Source organism: Oerskovia gallyi (genome assembly GCF_014836745.1).
GTDB lineage: Bacteria > Actinomycetota > Actinomycetes > Actinomycetales > Cellulomonadaceae > Oerskovia > Oerskovia paurometabola.
On record NZ_JACSQE010000009.1, the window covers coordinates 13,872 to 36,013 of the forward strand.

Annotated in this window: 24 protein-coding genes; 8 read left to right on the plus strand and 16 right to left on the minus strand. The window is 72.7% G+C overall.

The genetic code is table 11. The annotated features are described in order from the left end of the window. Window positions 1-33 precede the first annotated feature (33 nt). The 5 genes from H9640_RS11935 to H9640_RS11955 all read right to left on the minus strand — a co-directional run bounded on the left by H9640_RS11935 (window position 34) and on the right by H9640_RS11955 (window position 5,433). Window positions 34-1,131, minus strand: coding sequence for a WxL protein peptidoglycan domain-containing protein (locus H9640_RS11935; protein WP_191790930.1), 1,098 nt, complete (start codon window positions 1,129-1,131; stop codon window positions 34-36). A 190-nt stretch (window positions 1,132-1,321) separates the two neighbouring features. Beyond that, the gene (locus H9640_RS11940; protein ID WP_191790931.1) at window positions 1,322-3,220 is read right to left on the minus strand and encodes an alkaline phosphatase; all 1,899 of its coding nucleotides are present in this window, start codon (window positions 3,218-3,220) and stop codon (window positions 1,322-1,324) included. Window positions 3,221-3,414: 194 nt separating this feature from the next. Further along, window positions 3,415-4,014, minus strand: a complete 600-nt coding sequence (locus H9640_RS11945) for a CE1759 family FMN reductase (protein ID WP_191790932.1) — start codon at window positions 4,012-4,014, stop codon at window positions 3,415-3,417. Continuing rightward, a complete protein-coding gene (locus tag H9640_RS11950; protein WP_191790933.1) occupies window positions 4,011-4,517 on the minus strand; it encodes a MarR family winged helix-turn-helix transcriptional regulator in 507 nt (168 codons plus the stop codon). Before H9640_RS11950 ends, H9640_RS11945 begins: the two co-directional genes overlap by 4 nt. A 154-nt stretch (window positions 4,518-4,671) precedes the next feature. Continuing rightward, a complete protein-coding gene (locus H9640_RS11955) occupies window positions 4,672-5,433 on the minus strand; it encodes an isoprenyl transferase (RefSeq protein ID WP_191790934.1) in 762 nt (253 codons plus the stop codon). A 388-nt stretch (window positions 5,434-5,821) separates the two neighbouring features. On the opposite strand from H9640_RS11955, the gene trhA reads away from it, so the two are divergent. Continuing rightward, window positions 5,822-6,508 (plus strand): PAQR family membrane homeostasis protein TrhA, encoded by a 687-nt coding sequence (trhA, locus tag H9640_RS11960; protein WP_225227141.1) that lies wholly within the window; start codon window positions 5,822-5,824, stop codon window positions 6,506-6,508. 71 nt (window positions 6,509-6,579) lie between these two features. Here trhA and H9640_RS11965 read toward each other — a convergent pair whose 3' ends face one another. Genes H9640_RS11965 through mca form a run of 3 tightly spaced genes read right to left on the minus strand, consistent with a single transcriptional unit; the run spans window position 6,580 to window position 8,712 of the window. After that, window positions 6,580-7,422, minus strand: a complete 843-nt coding sequence (locus H9640_RS11965) for a carbon-nitrogen hydrolase family protein (RefSeq protein WP_318243760.1) — start codon at window positions 7,420-7,422, stop codon at window positions 6,580-6,582. A 1-nt stretch (window position 7,423) separates the two neighbouring features. Next, on the minus strand, window positions 7,424-7,846 hold the full coding sequence (locus tag H9640_RS11970; RefSeq protein ID WP_191790936.1) for a hypothetical protein: 423 nt from the start codon (window positions 7,844-7,846) through the stop codon (window positions 7,424-7,426). Continuing rightward, window positions 7,843-8,712, minus strand: a complete 870-nt coding sequence (mca, locus tag H9640_RS11975) for a mycothiol conjugate amidase Mca (RefSeq protein WP_191791079.1) — start codon at window positions 8,710-8,712, stop codon at window positions 7,843-7,845. Before mca ends, H9640_RS11970 begins: the two co-directional genes overlap by 4 nt. 166 nt (window positions 8,713-8,878) lie before the next feature. Here mca and H9640_RS11980 point away from each other — a divergent pair, with 166 nt between their 5' ends. From H9640_RS11980 to H9640_RS11995, 4 genes are all read left to right on the plus strand, one after another. Next, window positions 8,879-9,358, plus strand: coding sequence for a DUF4307 domain-containing protein (locus H9640_RS11980; protein WP_191790937.1), 480 nt, complete (start codon window positions 8,879-8,881; stop codon window positions 9,356-9,358). A 276-nt stretch (window positions 9,359-9,634) separates the two neighbouring features. Beyond that, entirely contained in the window at window positions 9,635-10,117 is a 483-nt protein-coding gene (gene greA / locus H9640_RS11985) for a transcription elongation factor GreA (RefSeq protein WP_191790938.1), read from the plus strand. 486 nt (window positions 10,118-10,603) lie between these two features. Further along, entirely contained in the window at window positions 10,604-11,413 is an 810-nt protein-coding gene (locus H9640_RS11990; protein WP_191791100.1) for a hypothetical protein, read from the plus strand. Then, a complete protein-coding gene (locus H9640_RS11995; RefSeq protein ID WP_191790939.1) occupies window positions 11,344-11,631 on the plus strand; it encodes a DUF559 domain-containing protein in 288 nt (95 codons plus the stop codon). The genes H9640_RS11990 and H9640_RS11995 overlap by 70 nt, the downstream gene beginning before the upstream one ends. Window positions 11,632-11,773: 142 nt before the next feature. Here the strand turns inward: H9640_RS11995 and ilvA are convergent, their stop codons facing one another. From ilvA to H9640_RS12010, 3 genes are read right to left on the minus strand one after another with little or no spacing between them, the layout of a single operon-like run. Then, window positions 11,774-12,940 (minus strand): threonine ammonia-lyase, encoded by a 1,167-nt coding sequence (gene ilvA, locus H9640_RS12000; protein ID WP_225227145.1) that lies wholly within the window; start codon window positions 12,938-12,940, stop codon window positions 11,774-11,776. A 50-nt stretch (window positions 12,941-12,990) separates the two neighbouring features. Then, window positions 12,991-14,382 carry an AI-2E family transporter gene (locus H9640_RS12005; protein WP_318243761.1) on the minus strand — a complete coding sequence of 464 codons (1,392 nt, stop codon included), beginning with the start codon at window positions 14,380-14,382 and terminating at the stop codon, window positions 12,991-12,993. Then, a complete protein-coding gene (locus H9640_RS12010) occupies window positions 14,379-15,611 on the minus strand; it encodes a cystathionine gamma-synthase (RefSeq protein ID WP_191790941.1) in 1,233 nt (410 codons plus the stop codon). The genes H9640_RS12005 and H9640_RS12010 overlap by 4 nt, the downstream gene beginning before the upstream one ends. A 174-nt stretch (window positions 15,612-15,785) precedes the next feature. Between H9640_RS12010 and msrA the strand changes: the two genes are divergently transcribed. Beyond that, window positions 15,786-16,448 carry a peptide-methionine (S)-S-oxide reductase MsrA gene (gene msrA / locus H9640_RS12015; RefSeq protein ID WP_138823262.1) on the plus strand — a complete coding sequence of 221 codons (663 nt, stop codon included), beginning with the start codon at window positions 15,786-15,788 and terminating at the stop codon, window positions 16,446-16,448. Between the two features lie 141 nt (window positions 16,449-16,589). Here msrA and H9640_RS12020 read toward each other — a convergent pair whose 3' ends face one another. Both H9640_RS12020 and H9640_RS12025 read right to left on the minus strand, forming a co-directional pair. Further along, entirely contained in the window at window positions 16,590-17,528 is a 939-nt protein-coding gene (locus H9640_RS12020) for a glycoside hydrolase family 19 protein (RefSeq protein WP_225227122.1), read from the minus strand. A 210-nt stretch (window positions 17,529-17,738) separates the two neighbouring features. Next, the gene (locus tag H9640_RS12025) at window positions 17,739-18,512 is read right to left on the minus strand and encodes a phosphatase PAP2 family protein (protein ID WP_191790942.1); all 774 of its coding nucleotides are present in this window, start codon (window positions 18,510-18,512) and stop codon (window positions 17,739-17,741) included. Between the two features lie 189 nt (window positions 18,513-18,701). On the opposite strand from H9640_RS12025, the gene H9640_RS12030 reads away from it, so the two are divergent. Beyond that, window positions 18,702-19,487 (plus strand): CPBP family intramembrane glutamic endopeptidase, encoded by a 786-nt coding sequence (locus H9640_RS12030; RefSeq protein ID WP_225227146.1) that lies wholly within the window; start codon window positions 18,702-18,704, stop codon window positions 19,485-19,487. 15 nt (window positions 19,488-19,502) lie between these two features. Here the strand turns inward: H9640_RS12030 and H9640_RS12035 are convergent, their stop codons facing one another. The 3 genes from H9640_RS12035 to H9640_RS12045 are packed head-to-tail and all read right to left on the minus strand — an operon-like array spanning window position 19,503 to window position 21,566. Continuing rightward, a complete protein-coding gene (locus tag H9640_RS12035; RefSeq protein ID WP_191790944.1) occupies window positions 19,503-20,174 on the minus strand; it encodes an SRPBCC family protein in 672 nt (223 codons plus the stop codon). Then, the gene (locus H9640_RS12040) at window positions 20,171-20,578 is read right to left on the minus strand and encodes an ArsR/SmtB family transcription factor (protein WP_191790945.1); all 408 of its coding nucleotides are present in this window, start codon (window positions 20,576-20,578) and stop codon (window positions 20,171-20,173) included. Before H9640_RS12040 ends, H9640_RS12035 begins: the two co-directional genes overlap by 4 nt. Before the next feature lie 46 nt (window positions 20,579-20,624). After that, entirely contained in the window at window positions 20,625-21,566 is a 942-nt protein-coding gene (locus H9640_RS12045; protein ID WP_191790946.1) for a LysR family substrate-binding domain-containing protein, read from the minus strand. A 59-nt stretch (window positions 21,567-21,625) separates the two neighbouring features. Between H9640_RS12045 and H9640_RS12050 the strand changes: the two genes are divergently transcribed. Beyond that, the gene (locus H9640_RS12050; RefSeq protein WP_191790947.1) at window positions 21,626-22,069 is read left to right on the plus strand and encodes a DUF5997 family protein; all 444 of its coding nucleotides are present in this window, start codon (window positions 21,626-21,628) and stop codon (window positions 22,067-22,069) included. Window positions 22,070-22,142 lie beyond the last annotated feature (73 nt).

Consider the following 22,142-nt stretch of genomic DNA (forward strand, 5'->3'; position numbering starts at 1 on the left):
GCGGGTCCGGCCCGCGCCGGGTGGAGAGCCTGGTCAGGACGACGCCGCCGCGCTCGTGGGATCCGCGGCACCCGCGGTGCCCGTCCGCGCCGCGACCGCCGCGTCGATCCGGGCCTGCGTGCGTGCCTCGCGGCGCCGGCGCGCGCGCAGCACCGCGAGCGCCACCCCGACCAGGACGAGGAGCGTCCCGAGCTGGACCCACGGCAGCGTCCACGCCGCATAGCTCCCGGTCGCCTGGGCCAGCGCGACCTCGACCACGTCGTCGCCCACGACGAGCGGGGTCGTGGTCAGGTCGCCCGAGGCCTTTCCCAGCGGCCAGACGCCGTCGAGCACGACGCTCCCCCTCGTCTCCTGACCGGGCAGCACCTCGCGCTGGGCGGGCGCGACGACGTCGCGAGCGTTCCAGCCGAAGAGGCCGGCTCCCGCGACCTGGGTGTCCGCACCGAGGCGCACGTTGCCCTCGTTCGCGACCGTGTAGTCCACGCGCACCGCACCGGGCGCGAACGGGTTCCAGCTCGGCTCGTACGTCGCGCGGACGTCCGTGAGCGCGAGCACCGGGACCAGGTCGCCCGCCACCCGCAGGTGCAGGCGCGCCCCCACGCGCGTGTCGAACGTGACGGCCCGTCCGTCACCCTCGGGGCGGGCCAGGGCCGCGACGACCCCGGCCGGGTGGTCCCCGGGCGTCGCGTCGGCGGGGACAGCGACCGTGAACGGTACGGTCACCGACGACTCGGCGGCGACCTCGACGCGCTGGGTCGGCCCGGCGGCCTGTCCCTCGCCGAGCGTGATCCACGCGCCGCCGTCGACCGGGGTCGTGCCCGCGGGGAGCAGGTCGAACTGCCCGTCCGCGGTCACGACGCCGTCGCTCGCGTACACGTCGAACGTCGCGGGATGGTCGCTGAAGTTGGTCACGGTCACGTGGTCGCCCGCCTGCCCGCCGGGGTCGACCGTCAGGCGGAACGACACGCGCCCGTCGGGCCCGTCGGCCGTCGCGGGCTCGACGGCCCACGTGGTCTTCGCGGGGCCCGGGTCGGACGCCGCGGTCGCGGACGGGCCGGGCAGTCCGGACAGTGACGCAAGAGCGAGCGCGAGGACGGCTGCGGGCCGGACGGCGCGAGAGAGGACGTTCATCGATGGGCTCCGAGCGGGGGAGGGTGCACGACCCGCTCCGGTCGGCGACCTGCGCGCACGTGGCGCGCGACGCCGTCGGGCGGGCGGGCGGACGGACGGGAGGGCGGACAGGTGCGCCGCCGGGAGACGCCCGTCGGGCCCCGGTGCGCCACGAGAGCGCACCGGGGCCCGACGGTTCATGAGTCGACGGTCAGTCGACCGGGAAGAGCGAGACCGTCAGGGCGCCCGCGTAGTCGCCCGCGCGGGTGTCGACGGGGACCTCGAGCGCCAGGTCGGCCGAGACCGTCGTGGTGCCCAGACGCCCTCCCGCCGTCGCGGTCGCGAGCGTGGCCGGTGCCGCGAGGCCCGTGCCGCCGCCCAGGAGCGACGCGACGGGCGAGCCTGCGCTCACGCCGTCCTTGGCCGAGACCAGGCCCGGGGTCCAGCCGAGGTTCTGGGCGCGCAGCGTGCGCGGGCCCGACGTCAGGTCGCTCGACTGGCCCGAGACGGTCCAGCCGCCTGCGCCGACCGTGGCGGCCGCACGCGAGTCGGTCACCGAGACCTCGGGGAGCCGTCCCGCGAAGCGCAGTCGGTCGCCCACGTTCTCGCCACCCGTGAGCGCGACGCCCGCACCGGCGTCCGCGACCGACAGCGTGAGCTTGCCGCCCACCTCGCCGGCCTCGGGCACGGTCGCGAGCAACGGGATGCCGTCCGCGGCGTTCGCGGCCCACAGCTCGTTCGAGACGCGGCCCACGTCGGCGTTGTCGAGGTACGCGCCCCGCACCGGGTCGGTGCCCGTCGCAGCGGCCGCGAGCAGCTCGGAGCCCGGGCCCTTGGCGTACACGGGCACGAGGTGGTTGGTGTGGCCGCCGCTGTTCCAGCTGACCTGCGGGGCGCCGCCCTGCACGCCCTGGACCGGGGTCCAGGCCGGGTTCGCGGCGGGGCCGGAGAGGTAGCCGCACTCGTGGTCGGCCGTGATGACGACGAGGGTCTCGTCCCAGCTCGAGTTCTCCTCGACCCAGTCCACGACCGTCTCGATGGTCCGGTTGAAGTCGACCTGCTCCTCGACCGCGCCCGCGGTGTTGTTGTCGTGCGAGGCCCAGTCGATCGCGCCGCCCTCGATCATGACGAAGAAGCCCTCGTCCGAGGCGTTGGACAGCACGTTGAGCGCGGCGTCCGTCATCTGCGGGAGCGAGGGGACGTTGTCGTTCTGGGGGGCGGTGAAGGGCACGTCGCCCGGCTTCAGGGCCGTGCGGTCGGCCTGGAGCGTGCCCGCGACCTGCGCGGTGCCCAGGACGTGCGTGGGCGTGTCGCCCTCGGCGAGCGCGAGGAAGTCGTCCTTCGACTCGACCAGGTCGAACGCCGACTGGCCGTCGACCAGCTTGGTCCACTCGGTCTCGCCGACGTAGTCGTACTTCGGGGTCGCGCGCTTGTCGCCGTTGTCGTCGTACCAGGGGTTGCCCGCACCGAAGATCACGTTGGCGCCCGAGTCCATCATGTCGGCGGCGATGTCGTGGTAGTTGTTGCGGTGCTCGTTGTGCGCCAGGTAGGACGCGGGCGTCGCGTGGGTCCACGGCACCGAGGTGACGACGCCCGTGGCCTTGCCCAGCTCGAGCGCGCGCTCGGCGACGGTCTTGAGGTCCTCGTGGTTCTCGTCCTGGCCGATCACGTTGTTGAGCGTCTTGACGCCCGTCGCGAGCGTCGTGGCGGCCGCGGCCGAGTCGGTCGAGCTCTTGAGCGGCGCGGAGAAGCTGCTCCAGTTCTGGGCCGGGTCGTACGTGTTGCCGAACTGGTAGGTGGACATCGCGAGGGCGACCGGGAACTCCTGGTACACCTGCGTGCCTGCCTGGCCGGGGACCGGGGTCGAGACGCCGCCGGGCTTCACGGTGGTCTGGTAGGCCGTGCGGCCGTGCTCGAACTGGCTGCCGAGGTCGACCTGGTTGAACCCCATCCCGTCACCGATGAGGTGGATGATGTTCTTCGGTCCCGGCGCCCCGGGGTCGGCGGACGGCGCGGCGAGCGCCGGCGTGGTCGAGGAGATCGCGATACCCGCCGCGAGGACGCCGGTCCCGGCGATCCGCAGCCACTTCATCGGTACACGTGAAGTCATGGTCTCTTCCCTGTCGAGGTCTGGTCCGGTCCGGAGTCGAGTTCCGGCCGGCACGTCAGAGCCAAGCGGTCAGAGGTGGCGAGGGGGTGAACGGCGCAGGGCCACGGGGGGACGGATGGGGTAAATGTCCGTCTCAGCCCGGCGGGTCGCCGGCAGGCGCCGGGGCAGAGCGTGTCGCGGGCGGGCGCGCTGCCTCAGCCCGGCGCGGGCAGGTCGGCGAACCGCACGAGCTGGCCCACGGCCCGCTCGGCGCGCTCGTCGAGCCACGGCATGGGGAAGAGCTCGATCGTCCAGTCCTCCTTGGACGCGAACACGCCCGTGGGCACGATCAGGTCGCCCATGAACGCGAACAGGGGGCGCAGCGCCTGGTCGATCACGAGGGTGTGGCGGGCGGTGCCGCCGGTCGCGGCGAGCAGCACGGGCTTGTCGACCATCGAGAGCGAGTCGACGAGGTCGAAGAAGGACTTGAAGATCCCCGAGTAGGAGCCGCGGAACACGGGGGTCGCGACGATCAGCAGATCGGCCTGCTCGGCGGTCTTGAGCGCGAGCTCGAGCTCCTCGCTGCGCATCCCGATCACGGTCGCGGTCGCGACGTCCTGCGCGTGGTCGCGGACCTCGATCGTGCGGGCGTCGACCTGGACGCCTGCGGCGGTCAGCCGGGCCACGGTCTTGTCGAGCAGCAGGTCGGTCAGGGCGCGCGTGGTCGAGGGGAAGCTGACCCCGCCGGTCACGGCGACGACGCTCAGCGAGCGGGGGGTGGCGGCCGCTCCAGCGGCCTGGGGGCCGACGCTCACGCCTTGCTCCCGTCGCGCGCGGGGATGTCACCCTGGGCGTCGCGGAGCTTGTCGAGCAGGCCCTTGAGGGTCGCGAGCTCGTCGGCGTCGAGGGCCGCGCCCACGTAGGCGCCGATGGTGCGGACGTGCTTGCGCCCGATCTCCTTCTGGAGCCGTGCGCCCTCGGGGGTGAGGCGGACGATCGTGCCGCGTGCGTCGTCGGGCGCGGGGACGCGTTCCACGAGGCCGCGCTGCTCGAGGCGCTCGGCCATGCGGCTGAGCGAGGGCTGGCTGATGAGGACGTACTCGTTGAGGTCGCGCAGGCGGGTGCCGCCCTCGGGGCAGCCGGCGAGCGTGAAGAGCACGTCGTACTCGCGCATCGTCAGCTCTTCCCAGACGTCGTCGGCCTGGAACCGGCGCATGAGCGCGACCTGGGTGCGGAAGAGCGACTCCCAGGTCTCGGCGGCCTCGCGCGTGGTGGCGCGCTCGTGGACGGTGGGGGGTGCGGCGGTGCTGCTGGTCATGTGTCTCTCGATCCTGCGGGGTGCACCGGCCCGACGGCGCCGCTGGCCTCGTCGGCACACGTCACCCGGGTAGATGCGTTCGTATGAACTCGAGCGGTACAACCGACGGGGCGAGAGGTGTATTCCGGACGACCCCGACGACGCGGAGGGAGACCTACCTGCCGAGCCGACGCTCGCGCTGCGAGTACGACCGCAGGGCGCGCAGGTAGTCGACCCGGCGGAAGCTCGGCCAGTACGCCTCGCAGAAGTAGAACTCGGCGTGCGCGCTCTGCCACAGCAGGAACCCGCCCAGGCGCTGCTCCCCCGACGTACGGATCACGAGCTCGGGGTCCGGCTGACCCTTGGTGTAGAGGTGTTCCTCGATGTGCTCGACGTCGAGGTTCTCGGCGAGGTCCTGGAGCGAGGCGCCGCTCGCGGCCTGCTCGCTCAGGTAGGACCGCACGGCGTCCGCGATCTCGTGCCGACCGCCGTACCCGATCGCGACGTTGACCTGCAGCCCGTCGACCCCGGCCGTCCGCTCCTCCGCGTCACGCAGCGCCTTGGCGAGGCGCTCGGGCAGGAGGTCGAGGCGGCCCATGACGCGCAGGCGCCAGCGGCCGGTCTCGGCGAGGTCGCACACGGCGTCCTCGATGATGTCGAGCAGCGCGCTGAGCTCCTCGCGCGAGCGCGAGAGGTTGTCCGTCGAGAGCATCCAGAGCGTGACGACCTCGATCCCGAGGTCCTCGCTCCAGGTGAGGAACTCGGCGATCTTGTCGGCGCCGCGACGGTGGCCGGTCGCGGCGGTCTCGCCGAAGGACTTGGCCCAGCGACGGTTCCCGTCGAGGATGACGCCGACGTGGCGCGGCATGGCCTCGCGCGGCAGCGAGGCCGCGAGGCGTCGTTCGTACAGCCCGTAGAGCAGGTGGGGCATGCGCACGTGGGGTCCTTCGCGGTGTGTAATGGATGAGCGGCGACGGGGCCGGGCGGGGCCCGGGAGCGTCGCGCGAGCGACGCGGAGGTCGCAGGACGGTCGTCGGTGACGATCGTCGTCGCTCGCCAAACGGTACCGGAGGCAACAGTCGAGATACCCCGAGGTCCGGTCCTGAAGATGGCTTTACGCAGGATCTTCACAGTCCCGCGCAACAACCTACGGTGACGTAACTTACGATGGCGTAAGTTGTTCCTGAGCCACGCACGTCGACTCACGCGCACCCCCCGGGTCAGGGACATCCCGTCCGCACGCCCGAACCGCCGACACGAGCAGGAGTCTCTCCGTGGCACGACCCTCCGACCGCCCGACCTCCGGCGACACCTTCGAGAACTCGCTGGACTCTGCCGCAGGCGCCGTGTCGAGCGCCGCCGAGAAGGTCGCGGAGGCGATCAAGCCTCGGCTGCGCGGCTGGATCCACGCCGGCACGTTCCCCGTCGCGCTCGTCGCGAGCATCGTCCTGGTGATCCTGGCCCCCCCGGTCGCTGGCAAGGTCGCGTGCGCCGTCTTCGGCCTGAGCGCGTGCCTGCTGTTCGGCACGAGCGCGGTCTACCACCGCGGCACCTGGTCGCCGAAGGTCGCGGGGATCCTGCGCCGGGCCGACCACTCGAACATCTTCCTCATCATCGCGGGCACCTACACCCCGCTCGCGGTGCTGCTCCTGCCGCAGCGGACCGCGACGATCCTGCTGCTCGTCGTGTGGGTCGGCGCCCTGCTGGGGCTCGCCGCGCGCATCATCTGGCTGGGCGCCCCGCGGTGGGTCTACGTACCGATCTACGTCGCGCTCGGGTGGGTCGCGGTCGGGTACATGCCGCAGTTCTGGACCACGCCGTCCGGCCCGGCGATCGTGTGGCTCGTCGCGATCGGCGGCCTCGCCTACACGCTGGGGGCGGTGGTCTACGGCCTCAAGCGCCCCAATCCGAGCCCGCGCTGGTTCGGCTTCCACGAGATCTTCCACGTGCTGACCGTCGTGGGGTTCGGGTGCCACTACGCCGCGATCATGATCGCGGCGCTCAACGCCTGAGCCTGGCTGTCGTCCGCTGAGCGCGGAGCAGCTGTCGCGGATCGGCTCGACCTGCGACGGCTGCTCCGCACTCAACGTTCTGGCTGCTCCCGAGGCACGACGACGTAGCGACGGTTCGCGAGGGACGGGTTCGCCTCGCGCACCGCACCCAGGGCGTCGGGGTCGACGTCGGCGGTCCGCAGCCCCGCCCGCTCGTCGAGCTCGAGCCCGACCTGCCCGTCCGGTCCCACGAGCAGCGACCTCCCGGTCACGCCCTTCCCCGCCTGCCCGACGGCGAGCACCACCGACGTGTTCTCGATCGCCCGGGCGCGGGCCAGGGTGCGCCAGTGGTCGGCCTTGAGATCGCCGGCGGCCCAGGCAGCGGGCACCACGAGGACGTCCGCACCGGCGTCGACCAGCCGGCGTGCCGACTCGGGGAACCGCAGGTCGTAGCAGGTCATGACGCCGAACGTCAGGCCGCCCACGGACATCGTGGTGGGAGGCACGTCGACCGGACCCGGCTCGAGCCGGTCCGACTCGCGGTGGCCGAACGCGTCGTAGAGGTGCACCTTGCGGTACACCCCGACCAGGTGACCACCCGCGTCGATCGCGACGACCGCGTTGACGGCACGGGTGGCACCGGTGCCGGTGCCGGTGCCGGGGAGCGTCGTGCCCGCGATCACCGCGACCCCCGTCTCCGCGGCCCAGCGCTGGAGGGTCGTGACGAACGGGCCGTCGAGCGGCTCGGCGTGCTCGATCCCCACGCCCCGCGGGTCGAAGCCCGAGGCGTACTCGGGAAGCACCAGCAGGTCGGCCTGGAGGCGCTGAGCCTCGGTGAAGGCCGAGCGCACCACGAGCAGGTTCGCCGCGTGGTCGTTCGAGACCTCGATCTGGGCGATCGTGACCCGCACCGGACCACGCGGCGAACGCGTCACGTCAGTCGCCGCCGCCGCCGGAGTCGCCGCCCGAGCTGCCCGAGTCGCTCGAGCCGTCGCTCGAGCCGTCGCTCGAGCTGTCGCTCGGGCCGTCGTTCGAGCGCGAGCCGCGGTCCGAGGCGCCGCCGTCCGACGAGCCCCCCGCTCCGCCGCCGCCGGGGTGGGCCGACCGCTCGTCGTGACGGACCTTGCGGAGCTGCTTGTTCATCGACAGGAACAGTGCGACGCACGCGAGCGCGACCGCGAAGATCGTGAGGAACCCCGGCAGGCCGGGAGAGACGTCGGTCGGCTCGAGGCCCGGGCGCAGCTCACCACCCGTCGGAGCAGGGGACGGTGTCGTCTCGGCCGTCACGCCGGCGGCCCAACCGGGCCCTCCCGCGAGGTGGGACGACAGGTCGACCGTGAGCTGCGGCGTCGGGCTCATGCGTGGCCTTCCTCGGTGCGGATACCGGCGAACAGGTCGTCCTCCGGAAGCGTGGTCGGGACGCGTGACTCGGCGAGCTCGAACTCCTCGATCGGCCACACCGCGACCTCGAGGTCCCGCGGGATCGCGAAGAAGAAGCCGTCCGGGTCGATCTGCGTCGCGTGCGCGATGAGCGCCGCGTCGCGCTGCGGGAAGTACGGGGCGACCTCGACGCGCGTCGTGACCTCGCGCTCGGGGATCTCGCGCGCCGCCCGCGACTCGACCCAGTCGCTGAACGGCGACTCGAGACCGGCGTCCACGACGGCCTCGTGGATCGTGCGGATGCGGTTCATCGAGAAGTCGTGGTTGTAGTACAGCTTGAGCGGCTCCCACACGGGCGCGCCGCCCTCGACCTGGTAGCGCTCCGGGTCGCCCGCGGCGTGGAACGCCTCGAACGCGACCTTGTGGCACATGATGTGGTCCGGGTGCGGGTAGCCGCCGCTCGGGTCGTACGTCGTGATGACGTGCGGGCGGAACTCACGCACCAGCTCGACGAGCGGCGCCGCCGCCTCCTCGAGCGGGACGAGCGCGAAGCAGCCCTCCGGCAGCGGAGGCAGCGGGTCGCCCTCCGGCAGCCCCGAGTCGACGAACCCCAGCCAGCGGTGGCTCACACCGAGCGCCCTGGCCGCCGCCGCCATCTCCGCGCGGCGCAGCTCGGCCATGCCCTCGGGGGTCGAGGGAACCTCACCGAAGCTCGGGTTGAGCACGTCGCCGCGCTCACCGCCCGTGCAGCTCACGACGAGCACCTCGACGCCCTCCGCGGCGTAGCGGGCCGACGTCGCGGCGCCCTTGCTCGACTCGTCGTCAGGGTGCGCGTGGACGGCCATGAGGCGCAGCGGTGCGCCGTCGACCGTCCCGGCCGCCGATGCAGTACGCGGGCGCGCCGTCGATTCGGTCACAGGTCCTCCAGGGGGTACTCCGGGGCGAAGAAGTTCAGAGACAATGATGTCTCATGAGCAGGTAGTCCACCCAACCCCTGGACCTCGATTCACCATGACGAACAGCACTCCCCCGTCGGGAACAACCCCGCAGGTCGGCCCTGACGCGCTCGACGAGCACGAGAACCCGCCGCAGACCCCCGCACCGCAGCCGCCCGCGGGCCGCTACGGACCCGCGCCGACGCCCGCCCGCCGTCGCCTCACGATCGCGGGCATCGTCGCCGCCGCGGTCGTCGGCGTCGCGATCACGGTCTGGATCGGGCTCGGGCAGGCCTCGACGCCCGTGCGCTACGACGACTTCGGGTTCAAGGTCGTCAGCTCCGAGCAGATCGACGTGACGTTCCAGGTCTCGATGAAGCCCGGCACCCAGGCCGAGTGCACGATCGACGCCCTCGCCGAGAGCTACGCGCAGGTCGGGACGGTCGACGTCGTCGTCGGCCCGAGCGACCAGCTCGAGGGGCGCTACACCGTGAGCGTCGCGACGTCCGAGCTCGCCACGACCGGCATCGTCGAGAGCTGCCGCGCACTACCCTGACGGGGCGACGCACGCTGGGGCTCCCCCGGGCTCGTCCGGGGCAGCCCCAGGGGTGAGGAGCGGTGTGATGCAGCGGACATTTGGTATCCTGAGGGATTCACGCTGCCCCAGAAGCATCAGGTCCAGCGAAACCCGCCACGCGGCGTCGGCGACCGGCCGACGTCACCACCCCGGGCAGGCAGCGGAGTCGCTCTCACCCGCACCCACTGCCTCACCCTGTGCGGTCACGTCCACCGACGTCGACCGCAGGAACGCAAGGAAAGGAAGGAGCGAACCGTGACCGAGACCAGCGTCACCTGGCTGACCCAGGAGGCACACGACAGGCTTCAGGCCGAGTTGGCTCACCTGTCCGGTGCCGGCCGCACCGACATCGCCGAGCGCATCGCTGCCGCCCGCGACGAGGGTGACCTCAAGGAGAACGGCGGCTACCACGCCGCCCGCGAGGAGCAGGCCAAGAACGAGGCGCGCATCCGCGAGCTGACCGCGAAGCTCCGCAACGTGCAGATCGGCACGCCGCCGGACGACGGCAAGGTCGAGCCCGGCATGGTCGTCACCGCGCTCGTGGCCGGCGAGGAGATGTCGTTCCTGCTCGGCTCGCGCGAGATCGCGGGCGGCACGGACATCCGCGTCTACTCCCCGACGTCCCCGCTCGGCGAGGCCATCAACGGCACCTCGATCGGCGACAAGGTCTCGTACGCCGCCCCCAACGGGAACCAGATCCAGGTGGAGATCCTCGCGGCCAAGCCGTTCGAGGCGTGACCCACCGCTGACGCACCGGGCCACCACCGACGGTGGCCGCTCCGCACGGGGAACACGCGTCGCGAGCACGCAGGCCCGGGAACCTCAGGGTTCCCGGGCCTGCGTGCGTCCGGGTGCGCCCCGGTGCCGGTCCAAGGCCCCACTGTCGGCGGCGCCTGAACCGTCTCGGCAACGCTCGGAGCGCTTGAAGCGCTCGAGGCCTTCAGCGAGATGCTGCCGATTGTCGGGTTCTCGCGCTCGATGCGACAACGAGCAGCATCTCGACGCCGACGGCCGACGAGCCCGCCCGAACCGCACCCCGCGCCTGTCCACAGGTGCGACCGGACCGGCCCCACAGCGGGCCGCGCTCGGGCAGGATCACGCCATGACGGACGACTCCCCGAGGCCTTCCACGTCCCACCGGGCACCCGCACCCGCGCCCGCGCCCGCGATGCTGCCGCTCGTCGGGTGCTCGCCCCTCGGAACGCCAAGGGGCAGCATCTCGTGATGCCCTTGCCGCCCACACCGTTCCTCGTCGCCGACGCACTTGCCGCCGGATGTACCCGGCGGCAGGTGCGGTCGACGAAGCTGCACGCACCGCTGCGCGGGATCCGGATGGACCGGTCCCGGGCCAACGACCTCGGTGCGCTCTGCGAGGCCGTCGAGCTGACGTTCTCGGTCGGTGACGCGTGGTCGCACACGACGGCCGCGGCCCTGTGGGGGCTCCCGCTCCCTCCCACGATCGACCTCACCACGACACTTCACGTCTCGCGAGGCCCGGGGAGATTCCCGAGCGAGGCCGCGCTGATCACGGGCCACGTCCGCCCTCGGGCCAACCACGTCACCCGTCATCTCGGGCGCCCCGTCACGACCCTCGCCCGGACGTGGCTCGACCTCGCCGGACTCGTCGCCCCGGCTGTACCGACCGGTTCCGACCAGGGGCGGGTGGGGATCTCTCGTGTCGCTGTGCCCCCGCTGCGGACCGCGCACGCGTTGTCGTTCACGGATCTGGTCTGCGTCACGGACGCGATCCTCGGCAGACGGTGGCCGGCGGTTCCCCGGGAGGACCTCACCCGCGCTCTGGCCTGGCACGGTTCTCGCCGCGGGGCTCGCGCCCTCAAGGGAGCGCTCGCCGCCTCCCGGGGGTTCGTCGACTCTCCCATGGAGACGCGGGTCCGGCTCCTGCTGGTTGCAGCCGGGTTCCCGTGCCCGGTGGTCGGCGCCGACGTGTACGACCGCGACCGTGGGTGGCACGCCCTGACCTGTGCTGGCCCCAGCTACGCGTCGCCATCGAGTACGACGGGATCCACCACCTGACGGACCGGCAGCAGATGCTCGACGACGTCGCGCGCCGGGAGGAGCTGGAGCGCCTGGGTTGGCGGGTCCTCGTGCTGTATGCGGACGACGTCCTCCGCCGCTGGCCGGCCACGACGGGACGGGTCCTGCAGGCCTTCGCCGACCGTGGGGTGGACCCCGGCGGCCTCGGAGACGCGCCGGACGTCAGCGTGCGGCCACGCGTCGTCGAGGGCGGCTGACACCCGACCGGTCAGAAGACGTCCAGCCTCCTCGTTCAAGTCCTCACCGAGATGCTGTCCGTTGTCGCTCCCAGCACTCCGTGAGCGACAACGAGCAGCATCTCGCGTCCACGGTCGGGTCGCCGCTCGGCCCCCCGGAGCATCAGCCCGTCAGGACCCGGTACCCCGCACCCCGGAGCTGCGCGACGAGCGCCTCGCAGTGCTCCTGGCCCTTCGTCTCGACCTGCATGCGCACCCACGCCTCCCCGATCGCCAGGTGCACGTCGGTGCGGTCGTGGTCGATGTGCATGATCGAGCCGCCGACGCCGGCGATCACGTCGAGCATCTGGGCCAGCGCCCCGGGGCGGTCGTCGAGCAGGACCTGCATCTGCATGTACCGCCCCGCGGCCGCGAGCCCGTGGCGCAGCACGCGCAGCAAGACCAGGGGGTCGATGTTCCCCCCGGACAGGATCGCGACCACCGGCCCCTCGAGCCCGCTCGGGTCCGCGAGCAGCGCCGCGACGCCCGCTGCCCCCGCAGGCTCGACGACGAGCTTGGCCCGCTCGGTGATCATCAGCAGCGCACGGGACAGCTCGTCCTCGGTCACGGTCCGCACCTCGGCGCCCAGCTCGGACACGATCGAGAACGGCACGGGGCCCGGGGTGCCCACCGCGATGCCGTCGGCCATGGTCGAGCGGGCGAGCGACGTCGTCGGGACTCCTGCGGCGAGCGAGCCCGGGTACGCGGCCGCACGCGCGGCCTGGACCCCCACGACCTTGACGTGCGGCGCGACCCCGGCCAGGGCCGCCGCGACCCCCGCGACCAGCCCGCCACCGCCGAGCGGCATGACGACGGTGCGGACGTCGGGCACCTGCTCGAGGATCTCGAGCGCGATGGTGCCCTGGCCCGCGACGACGTCGGGGTGGTCGAACGGGTGGATGAACACCGCCCCCGTGCGCTCGGCCTCGGCCTTCGCGGCAGCGAGGGTCTCGTCGACGTCGACACCCACCAGGCGCACCTCGGCCCCGTACTCGCGCGTAGCGGCGACCTTGGGCAGCGCGGCGTCGACCGGCATGTAGACGACGGCCTGGATACCGAGCAGACCCGCCGCGAACGCGACGCCCTGCGCGTGGTTCCCGGCGCTCGCCGCGACGACGCCCCGCGCCTTCTCCTCGGCCGAGAGCCGGGCCATGCGGATGTACGCCCCGCGGATCTTGAACGACCCCGCGCGCTGGAGGTTCTCGCACTTGAGCACCACGGGCACGCCCGCGACCTGGCTGATCGCGCGGCTCGTCTGGACGGGGGTGCGGTACGCGACGCCGTCGAGCATGCGGGCGGCGTCGCGGATGCTGTCGAGCGTCACGGCGGGCTGAGGGAGGGTCACGCGTCCTCGCCCGTGCTCGCCGCGCTGCCCGACGACGGCGCTCCCCCACGGCGCGTGGCCCTGCGCCCGGTGGTGCGCGCCGAGGCGGGCACCTTCTCGTCGTCGGCGAGGTCGTCCTCGGCACGCCGGACCATGACCGGCAGCACGGGCTTGCCGCGAATCACGAGGGTGTCGTCGGTGCCGAGGTCGGGGAATTTGTCGTGCCCGTTGAGGTACAGGACCACGGTGTTGATCAGGGCCGCGAGCGGCACCGCGAACAGGGCGCCGACGATCCCGGCGGCGAACCCTCCGGCCGCGACCACGAGCAGCACCGCGACGGGGTGCAGCGAGACCGCGTGCCCCATGAGGAACGGCTGGAGCGCGTGGCTCTCGATCTGCTGGACCGCGAGCACGATGCCCAGCATGATGAGCGCCGCGACCCACCCGTTCGCGACGAGCACGACGAGCACCGCGACCGCGCCCGTGACGACGGCACCCACGATCGGGATGAACGAGCCCACGAACACCAGGATGCCCAGGGGCAGCGCGAGCGACGGCACGAAGAACGCCGCACCGACACCGATACCGACCGCGTCGACGAGCGCCACGAGGATCTGGGTGCGCGTGTAGGCGGACAGCGTGACGATGCCGCGACGCCCCGCCTGGTGGATCGTGTCACGCGAACGCGCCGGGAACAGGCCCACGCACCAGGACCAGATCGTCCGGCCGTCGAGCAGGAAGAAGAACGTGCAGAACAGCGCGATCACGGCGCCCGCGGCCACGTGGCCCACGGTCGTCGCCGCGCCCAGCGCCCCGGACACGATGCTGTCCTGGCTCGAGCTGATGAACTTCTCGAGCTCCTTGAGGTAGCCGTCGACCTGCTCCACGCCGATCCCGAACGGCCCCGCCTGCAGCCAGTCCATGAACTCGTTGAAGCCGTCGATCGCCTGCTCCCGCAGCTCCGAGATCCCGCTCACGATCGTGCTGCCCGCGACCGTGACGAGGCCGCCGACGACCAGGAGGAGCCCGAGCAGCGCCGAGATCGACGACAGCCCGCGCGAGAACCGCAGGTGCTTCTCCAGGAACCGACGCACCGGCGTGAGCAGGACTGTGAGCAGCAGCGCGATCGCGACCGGAACGACGATGACCTTGAACAGCCCCGTGACGTACAGGCTCGCCGTGACGAGCGCCCCGATCAGGAGCAGGCGCCACGACCAGGCCGCTGCGGTCTGGATCGACGGCGGCACCGCAGCGGCACCGTGCGGCTTGCCATCACGCAGGCCTGCGCCGACCGCGGCCTTCCCGGCCCCGGCGGTGGCGACCGCTCCTGCCGAGGTGGGCGACGTCGTCGGGCGCCGGGCGTCGGCAGGTACGCCCGCGGCGCGGCCCTTGCGCGCAGCCGCGCTCACGCGAGAGCCCGCGTGAGGTCCGCGATCAGGTCCGCCGCGTCCTCGATGCCGACCGACAGCCGCACCAGGTCGTCAGGTACCTCGAGCGCCGAGCCCGCGACCGACGCGTGCGTCATGCGCCCCGGGTGCTCGATCAACGACTCGACCCCGCCGAGGGACTCCGCGAGCGTGAAGACCTGGGTCCGGGCGCAGACCGCGAGCGCCTTCTCCTCGCTCCCTGCCCGGAAGGACACCATGCCGCCGAAGCCGCGCATCTGCCGCGTGGCGAGCTCGTGGCCGGGGTGCGAGGCCAGCCCCGGGTAGATGACCTGGGTCACCGCGGGGTGCGACTCGAGGAACTCGGCCACCGCCGCGGCGTTGGCCGCGTGCCGGTCCATGCGGACCGCGAGCGTCTTGAGACCGCGCAGCGTGAGCCACGCGTCGAACGGCCCAGCGACCGCGCCCGAGGAGTTCTGGTGGAAGCCGACCGCGTCGGCCAGGCTGCGGGTTCCCGCAGGTGACACGAGGTCCCCCGGGAGCTCGGCGCCGTCGGCCACGACGAGCGCTCCCCCGACGACGTCGCTGTGCCCGCCGATGTACTTGGTCGTCGAGTGCACGACGACGTCGGCGCCCAGGCCGATCGGCTGCTGGAGGTAGGGCGTCGCGAACGTGTTGTCGACCACGAGCGTCGCGCCGTGCTCGTGCGCGACCTGCGCGAGGGCGGCGATGTCGCTCACGCCCAGCAGCGGGTTCGTGGGCGTCTCGACCCACAGGACCTTCGTGCGGCCGGGCTGGACCGCGGCCCGCACTGCGTCGAGGTCCGTCAGGTCCACGGCCGTGTGCTCGATGCCCCACGGACCGAAGACCCGTGCGACCAGGCGGTACGTGCCGCCGTACGCGTCGTCGGGCACCAGGACGTGGTCGCCCGGGCGCAGGGTCGCCCGCAGGAGCGTGTCCTCCGCCGCGAGGCCCGAGGAGAACGCGAACCCGCGCGCCGGCTCGGCGCCCGCGGGCGTCTCGACGGCGCCGAGCGCCTCCTCGAGCGCGGTACGGGTGGGGTTCGCGGACCGGGAGTACTCGTACCCCCCGCGCAGACCGCCGACGCCGTCCTGCTTGTAGGTGGAGACCTGGTAGATCGGGGGCACGACGGCCCCCGTCGCCGCGTCCGGGTCCTGTCCCGCGTGGATGGCGCGGGTCGCGAAGCCGGTGCTCGACCAGTCAGGGTGGGAGGGAGTGCTCGCGCTGCTCATCCTGTGAGCCTACGTGCCCACGGGCCGCGCGTTCCTGCGGAACACGACGGTTCTCGCAGAGCGGATGTGGACATTTCGCGCGGACCGTCGGGAGGGGACGGTTCCTGGGGCGCCCGGGGAACAGGCGACGACGGCGAGGTGTTGCCCAGGTGTCGGCTACAGGTGGAGGTAAAGATGTTCGAGTCGTTGTTCGGGTCCTCGATGAAGACCCAGATGGTCGCGCCCGAGAAGGCGCTCGCCGGGCGGGACCAGCCCGTGCTCCCCACCGCCCGCCCACACACCGTGCTCGGGACGTCGATCACCGGGCCCTGGCCCGAGGGGACCCGCGTGCTGTACCTCGCGATGGGCTGTTTCTGGGGGGCCGAGGAGATCTTCTGGCAGGTGCCGGGAGTGATCTCGACCGCCGTCGGCTACATGGGCGGCACCACCCCCAACCCCACGTACGAGGAGGTCTGCACCGCGCGGACCGGGCACACCGAGACCGCGCTCGTCGCGTACGACCCGTCGGTCGTGAGCGAGGAGGAGCTGCTCAAGATCTTCTGGGAGCGCCACGACCCCACGCAGGGCTACCGGCAGGGCAACGACGTCGGCACCCAGTACCGCTCGGCGGTCTACTGGACGACGCCCGAGCAGGAGGCCGCGGTCCGCGAGACCGAGGAGCGGTACCAGAAGGTCCTGACCGCACGCGGGCTCGACCCCATCACCACCGAGGTCGCGCCGGCCGAGGGCCGCACGTTCTACTACGCCGAGGACTACCACCAGCAGTACCTCGACAAGAACCCCAACGGGTACCGCTGCCACGCGACGACGGGCATCCCGTTCCCCGACGCGGCCTGACGCTGGCCTGAGCGGCCCCGCCGAGAAGTGAGTAGGTGCCCCTGATACGACCGGATCAGGGGCACCTACTCACTTCTCGGCGGGTCGGCGCTCCGCAGACGAGGCGCGATGCCCCCGTCAGCGGGTCAGCACGTCAGCAGGTCAGCACGTCAGGCCCGAGCCCGGCGCGACGCCCAGGATCGCCGTGATCTTCTGATAGCGGTCGACCCGGCTCTGGACCGACGCCGGGTTGCCGCCGTCGCACTCGAGCGCCCCGTTGAGCGAGTTGATCGTCTGGCCGAACCCTGCGCCACCGATCATCGCCTCGTGCGACGTCATGACGCCCGGACCGTTCTGCGTGTTCCAGTACCAGAGGGCCGTCTGCCAGGCGATCGACGGGTCCTGCTCGACGAGCCACGGGTTGTTGAGCAGGTCGATGCCGAGCGCGTCACCGGCCGCCTTGTAGTTGAAGTTCCAGCTGAACATGATCGGACCACGGCCGTAGTAGGCCTTCTGCCCGGCCGGGCAGCCGAACGGCTGCGAGTAGTCGCACTTGATCCAGTAGTTCGCCTCGTTGATCTCCTTGACGTACCGCAGGCCGACCGACTCGAAGTCGGCGTGCGTCAGGAACGCCGCCGCCTCCTGGGTCCGGGTCGTCTCGGTGCCCGTGTTGGCGAACCTCGGGTACGCCGCCAGGGCGTCGACGAGGCCCTGGTAGGTGTAGAACGCGTTGCGCTTCGGGAAGATCGCGTCGAACTCGGCCTCGCTGATCACGAAGTCGGACGTTCCCCCCTGACAGGCACCCTTGTCCGCCCAGACGGTCGTGGCGCCGGGGTTCTCGCGCTGCGTCCACCACTTCGCCGTGAAGTTGCGGCCGTGGTGGGAGACCGTGGCCCCGCCCTGGTACGAGCTGGTCTCGCTCCACGTCGCGGCGCACGGGTTCGCGGGCGCTGCGGTGGCGACCGTGAGCGGTGCTGCGGCGGGCAGCGCGACGGCGGTCGCCGGCACGGCGGCTGCGGTCGCGACGACCGCGCCCACGAGCCCGGCCGCGATCATCGCGGCTCCACGGCGCATGCCGGAGACAGTTCTCTTGCCAAACATGTGAGCCCCCATTTTGCTCATCGTTGAACAATCCTTGTGAACGGCTGGCGCCGCGGGTGACAAAGTAGCGATGCGCACAAATGTCAGCAACTCGAACAAACTGCCTGCTCGCGCAGCGCCCGGGCACGTCCGGGCACTCCGCGGCGACGCGAGTCCGCCGAGGGTGGCTCCGTCGGCAGGTGCCTGCGCCCCTTCGGGGGTGAGTCACCCTCAGCGGTGGGCCAGGGCCCGCTCGTCCGCCCCTGCCCGCACCTCCGGCGCGAGCAGCAACCGGTCCAGGGCCTCGTTGCGGCACAGCACCGCCAGCCCTGCGGCAGCCGGCCCGCGCAGCGCCAGGACGAGCGCCACGACGACGCACACTCCGACCGTCGCACCGGCGACGACGTCGTGCGGGAAGTGGACCCCCTGCACCAGGCGCGCCGCCCCCGTGACGACCGCAAGGATCGCGGGCGCGACGACCATGACGCGGTACGGCGGGAGGCGACGGGCGCGCCGGAACCGGAGCGCCGTCGTCGTGCCGAGCGAGTCCCGCGGGCGGCCCGTGGCGAGCGCCGTGAGCACCACGGACGTCGCGAGCGCGAACGCGATGGTCGTGTGGTTGCTCGGGAACGACCAGTCCCCCGCGGCAGGACAGTGCGCGATCTCGATGAGGTCCCAGCACCCGCGGGGCTGCTGGACGATCGTCTTGGCGACCTCGGACGTCGCGTACGCGACCACGGCCCCGGCACCTCCGACGAGCGCCGTCGCGACCGCGACGAGCCCCGCCCCGCGCGCCTGCCAGGCCGCGAGCAGCCACAGCAGCGCGAGCACGATCACGCCGGCCTCGGCGACCAGCTCGACCCCGGGAAGGTCCGCGGTCCGGGCCGTCACGGCGAGGTAGAGCTCGGTGCTGGGCCCGCGCAGGAGCAGCAGGGCCGGCACGACGACGGCGGCCGCGAGCAGCCAGAGCAGGGCCAGGAGCAGGGACGATCTGGGGGACTTCACCCCGGAATGGTACGGAGGTGAACGGCCGATGAACATCAGACCGCGGTCGGACCCCGACACCTCCCGGCGTCCCCCTCGCGGCCCACACCCCGCCTTCACGTCCGTCCCCGTGGCAGGGTGGGGCGCGTGACCGACGCCCGCACCGCCGCGACGCCCGACGCCCCCCGCGCGCCCGCCCGCACGACCACCCTGCGCCTGCTGGCCGCGGCGCTGGTGTGCGGTTCGGCGGTCCTGCTGTTCGCGGTGCACGTCCGACCGCTCGGGTACGTGCCGCTCGTCGGCGGTGTCCTGCTGGGGCTCCTGGTCGACCGGCGGCTCGGGCGCGACCTGCTGCTGATCGCGCTCGGCATGGGCATCATCAGCACCATCCCGCTCGCGGCGGACCTGAGCGACGCCGGGATCGCGCGCTTCGCCGTCGTGCTCTCGCTCGCGGTGCTGGTCCCGTGGGCCGTCTCGCGCTACGTCTATCGCGACGACGCGATCCGGTTCCCGGTCCGCACGGGCAGGCGCTGGAACCGCACCCAGATCGTGTACCTGCTGGTCGTGCTCGTCGCGGGCTACCTGATCCTGCCCGCGTACTTCATCGGGTCCGGCTCGTACCAGAACTGGCCCGCGATCGAGACGCCGCAGGAGATCGCGCGACTGTTCGTAGGCGTCAACGCCGTGGGGATCTGGGACGAGCTGTTCTTCGTGTGCGTCGTGTTCGCGCTGCTGCGCCGCCACTTCGCGCTGTGGCCTGCGAACCTCCTGCAGGCCGCCGTGTTCGTGTCGTTCCTGTGGGAGCTGGGCTACCGCAGCTGGGGGCCGCTCCTGACGATCCCGTTCGCGCTGGTCCAGGGCTGGATCTTCGCGCGCACCAAGTCGCTCACGTACGTGGTGTGCGTGCACCTGCTGTTCGACGCGATCGTGTTCGCGGTCCTGGTGCACGCGCACCATCCGGAGCTGTTCGACGTGTTCGTCACGGGCGGGCGCTGAGGCGCCCGCCCGAGGTCATGCCCAGCGCGGGTCAGGGTGTCGCGTCCTGGTCGAGCGGCGGGACGTAGAACGCGGTGGTCGCGGCGGCGGCGGGCGCGGCCGCCGCCCGGGGCGCGCCCCCCCCCACGGGTCCGCGCCCGACGCCTCGTGCGCGCCGCGCCAGAGCTGGGCGCTGGCGGTCTGGAGCGCACGCATCTCGGGGCTCGTCTCGAGCGTGGCCGGGTCGCCCAGGTCGACGCCCGCGAGGTGCGCGGCGAGCCCGACGAGCGCGAGGTCCCAGCCGACGCCGACGGCCCCGGGGCCGAACTGGTCCCAGAACTCGGGCGGCACGACCGCGACGTGCTCGAGCGTGAGCTCGGTGGCCCCGCCGTCGGCGGGCGCCAGGCGGAGCTCGACCGTGCTCCGGTCGTCCTCGCTCATGCCCCAGGTCACGAGGAACCGGTGCGGCGGTTCGCACTCGCGCACCTCGCCGCCCGCGTTGCCCTGGAGCTGGTAGCGCCCTCCGAGGCGCAGCTCGCCGGTCACGGGCAGGAACCAGCGGGCGATGCGCTCGGCGTCGGTGCACGCGTCCCAGACGTCCTCGACCGGGGCGTCGTAGGTGCGGCTCAGCAGCACGACGCGGGCGTCGTCGCGCCCGCCGACGGTGCGGCGGGCCTTGTCGATCTCGGAGCTCAGGTCGAACGTCATCTCGTGGCCTCCTTCGCGGGGACCGGTCGCGGGTCTGCGGCCGGGGCGGTGCGGGAAGCGTCCGGGGACGAGGCGGCCCGACGGCGGGTGCGGCGCCCGCGGGCGAGCTCGGTGCCGAGCGCGTCGAGGCGCTGGTCCCAGAACCGCCGGAGGCCGTCGAGCCAGTCGTCGACCTCGTCGAGCGCGCCGGGGTCCAGGGCGTAGAGCCTGCGGGCGCCGGCTGCCTGGACGGTCGCGAAGCCGTTCTCGCGCAGGACCTTCAGGTGCTGGGAGACTGCGGGCTGGCTGATCCCGAACTCGTCGCGGATCACGGCTGCGAGGTCTCCGGCGGACGTCTCGCCGCCGGACAGCAGCTCGAGGATCCGTCGCCGGACGGGGTCGCCGAGGACGTCGAACGCTTCCATCCGTCGATCTTTCACCTGCCGCTTATATAAGTCAAGAGTGAAGGAACTAGCGCCCCTTCTTGCGGCCCTTCATCGACTGCGACTTGCCGAGCCGCTTCGCGACGGACTTGCCCGACTTCTTGCCGCCCTTGGGCGCCTGCTTCGCGCCGCTGCGCGCCGCGCTCGCGGTCCTCGTCCCCTTCGTGGCCTGCCCGGCCTTCCCGCCGCTCGTGGCGCCCGACGGCGAACGCCCGTCCGCCTTCCTGCTCGCCTCGGGCGCGGGAGGGGTGGGGCCCGCGACGCCGCGCGAGCTGTTGGCCGTGCGGCCGCGCACGATCCCGATGAACTCCTCGACGAGGTCCGACTTCTCCTCGGTCACCCAGCCGAGCGCGACGGGCGCCTCTGGTCCCCCGTCGAGGGTCCGGTACGTCAGGTCCTTGCGGTGGTGCAGGCGTGCGAGGGACTGCGGCACGACCAGCAGCCCGATCCCCGCCGCGACGAGCTCGATCGCGTCGGCCGTCGTCGCGGGGCGCTCCAGGGCAGGCTTGCCGGGCAGGACAGGGGCCGCCTCGTCGTCGGCAGTCGAGCCCGCGGCAGGGTCCGCCCAGCCCAGCACGTCGTCGAGCGGGTGCAGCACGACCTCGTCCGCGAGGTCCGCCACGGTGAGCGCTTCGTCACTCTCGAGGGCCGCGAACACGTGGTCGCGCGGGACCACGACGACCGGCACCTCGGTGTACATCGCGATGTGGCTCAGCCCCTCGCTGCGCACGGGGCGGCGCAGGATCGCGACGTCCGCTCCGCCGTCGTGCAGGAGGGCCTCCACCTGCGAAGCCGGGACGGCGAGCGCCTCCAGGCGCACGTCGGGGACCCGGTCGATCCACGTCCGCACCCACTTCGAGGGCGTCACGCCCGGGACGTACGCGAGGCGGAACCCGGGGGTCTGCGCGTCGGTGACGTCCTCGGCCGGTCGGTCGGCGTCGTGCTCGGCGCTGCGCGCAGTCTCTTCCACCCCACAACCCTAGCCGCCCCAGGACAAGGAAACGGGGCCGGGACCGATACCCTGGGACCATGAGCACCCCGCACTCCTCCCAGACCATGAAGCCCGCGACCGCGGCGAAGAAGCTCGGGGTGTACCTTCCCGCCACTCCCCCGGAGTTCCAGGAGGGGACCATCACGCGCGGCCGGCTCGAGGAGCTCGAGACCAACCCGCCCGAGTGGCTCGTCGACCTGCGCCGCAACGGTCCCCACCCGCGCCCCGTCGTGGCCGGCCGCCTCAACGTCTCGATCGCGGGCCTCGCCCGCGGCGGCGTCGAGGAAGCGCTGACCACCGAGCAGATCAACGAGCTGCGCGAGGACCCGCCGGCGTGGCTCGTGCGCGAGCGCGAGATCCAGGCAGAGGTCCGCGCCGAGGAAGAACGCGTCAAGGCGCGCGACCTCAAGAAGGCCAAGAAGGTCGCCCGTGCGAACCGCGAGGCCGAGCAGGCCGAGCAGAAGGCGCCGTCGGCCGAGTGACGCCGCGGGGCGCCCCGGGGGGGGCCCCGCCACCCCCCGGCCCCCCGGCGGCCCGGCGCGCCCCCCGCGCCCC

Bases quoted from the DNA above. Each gene is read 5' to 3' on its own strand.
- ilvA (WP_225227145.1), bottom strand. From the start codon at position 12,940: ATGCTCGACGGCGTCGCGTACCGCACCCCCGTCCAGACGAGCCGCGCG.
- H9640_RS12010 (WP_191790941.1), bottom strand. From the start codon at position 15,611: ATGAGCAGCGCGAGCACTCCCTCCCACCCTGACTGGTCGAGCACCGGC.
- H9640_RS11950 (WP_191790933.1), bottom strand. From the start codon at position 4,517: ATGACCAGCAGCACCGCCGCACCCCCCACCGTCCACGAGCGCGCCACC.
- H9640_RS11935 (WP_191790930.1), bottom strand. From the start codon at position 1,131: ATGAACGTCCTCTCTCGCGCCGTCCGGCCCGCAGCCGTCCTCGCGCTC.
- H9640_RS12020 (WP_225227122.1), bottom strand. From the start codon at position 17,528: ATGTTTGGCAAGAGAACTGTCTCCGGCATGCGCCGTGGAGCCGCGATG.
- H9640_RS12050 (WP_191790947.1), top strand. From the start codon at position 21,626: ATGAGCACCCCGCACTCCTCCCAGACCATGAAGCCCGCGACCGCGGCG.
- H9640_RS11940 (WP_191790931.1), bottom strand. From the start codon at position 3,220: ATGACTTCACGTGTACCGATGAAGTGGCTGCGGATCGCCGGGACCGGC.
- mca (WP_191791079.1), bottom strand. From the start codon at position 8,712: ATGGCCGTCCACGCGCACCCTGACGACGAGTCGAGCAAGGGCGCCGCG.
- H9640_RS12035 (WP_191790944.1), bottom strand. From the start codon at position 20,174: ATGACGTTCGACCTGAGCTCCGAGATCGACAAGGCCCGCCGCACCGTC.
- H9640_RS11970 (WP_191790936.1), bottom strand. From the start codon at position 7,846: ATGAGCCCGACGCCGCAGCTCACGGTCGACCTGTCGTCCCACCTCGCG.
- H9640_RS12040 (WP_191790945.1), bottom strand. From the start codon at position 20,578: ATGGAAGCGTTCGACGTCCTCGGCGACCCCGTCCGGCGACGGATCCTC.
- msrA (WP_138823262.1), top strand. From the start codon at position 15,786: ATGTTCGAGTCGTTGTTCGGGTCCTCGATGAAGACCCAGATGGTCGCG.
- H9640_RS11990 (WP_191791100.1), top strand. From the start codon at position 10,604: ATGCCCTTGCCGCCCACACCGTTCCTCGTCGCCGACGCACTTGCCGCC.
- H9640_RS11980 (WP_191790937.1), top strand. From the start codon at position 8,879: ATGACGAACAGCACTCCCCCGTCGGGAACAACCCCGCAGGTCGGCCCT.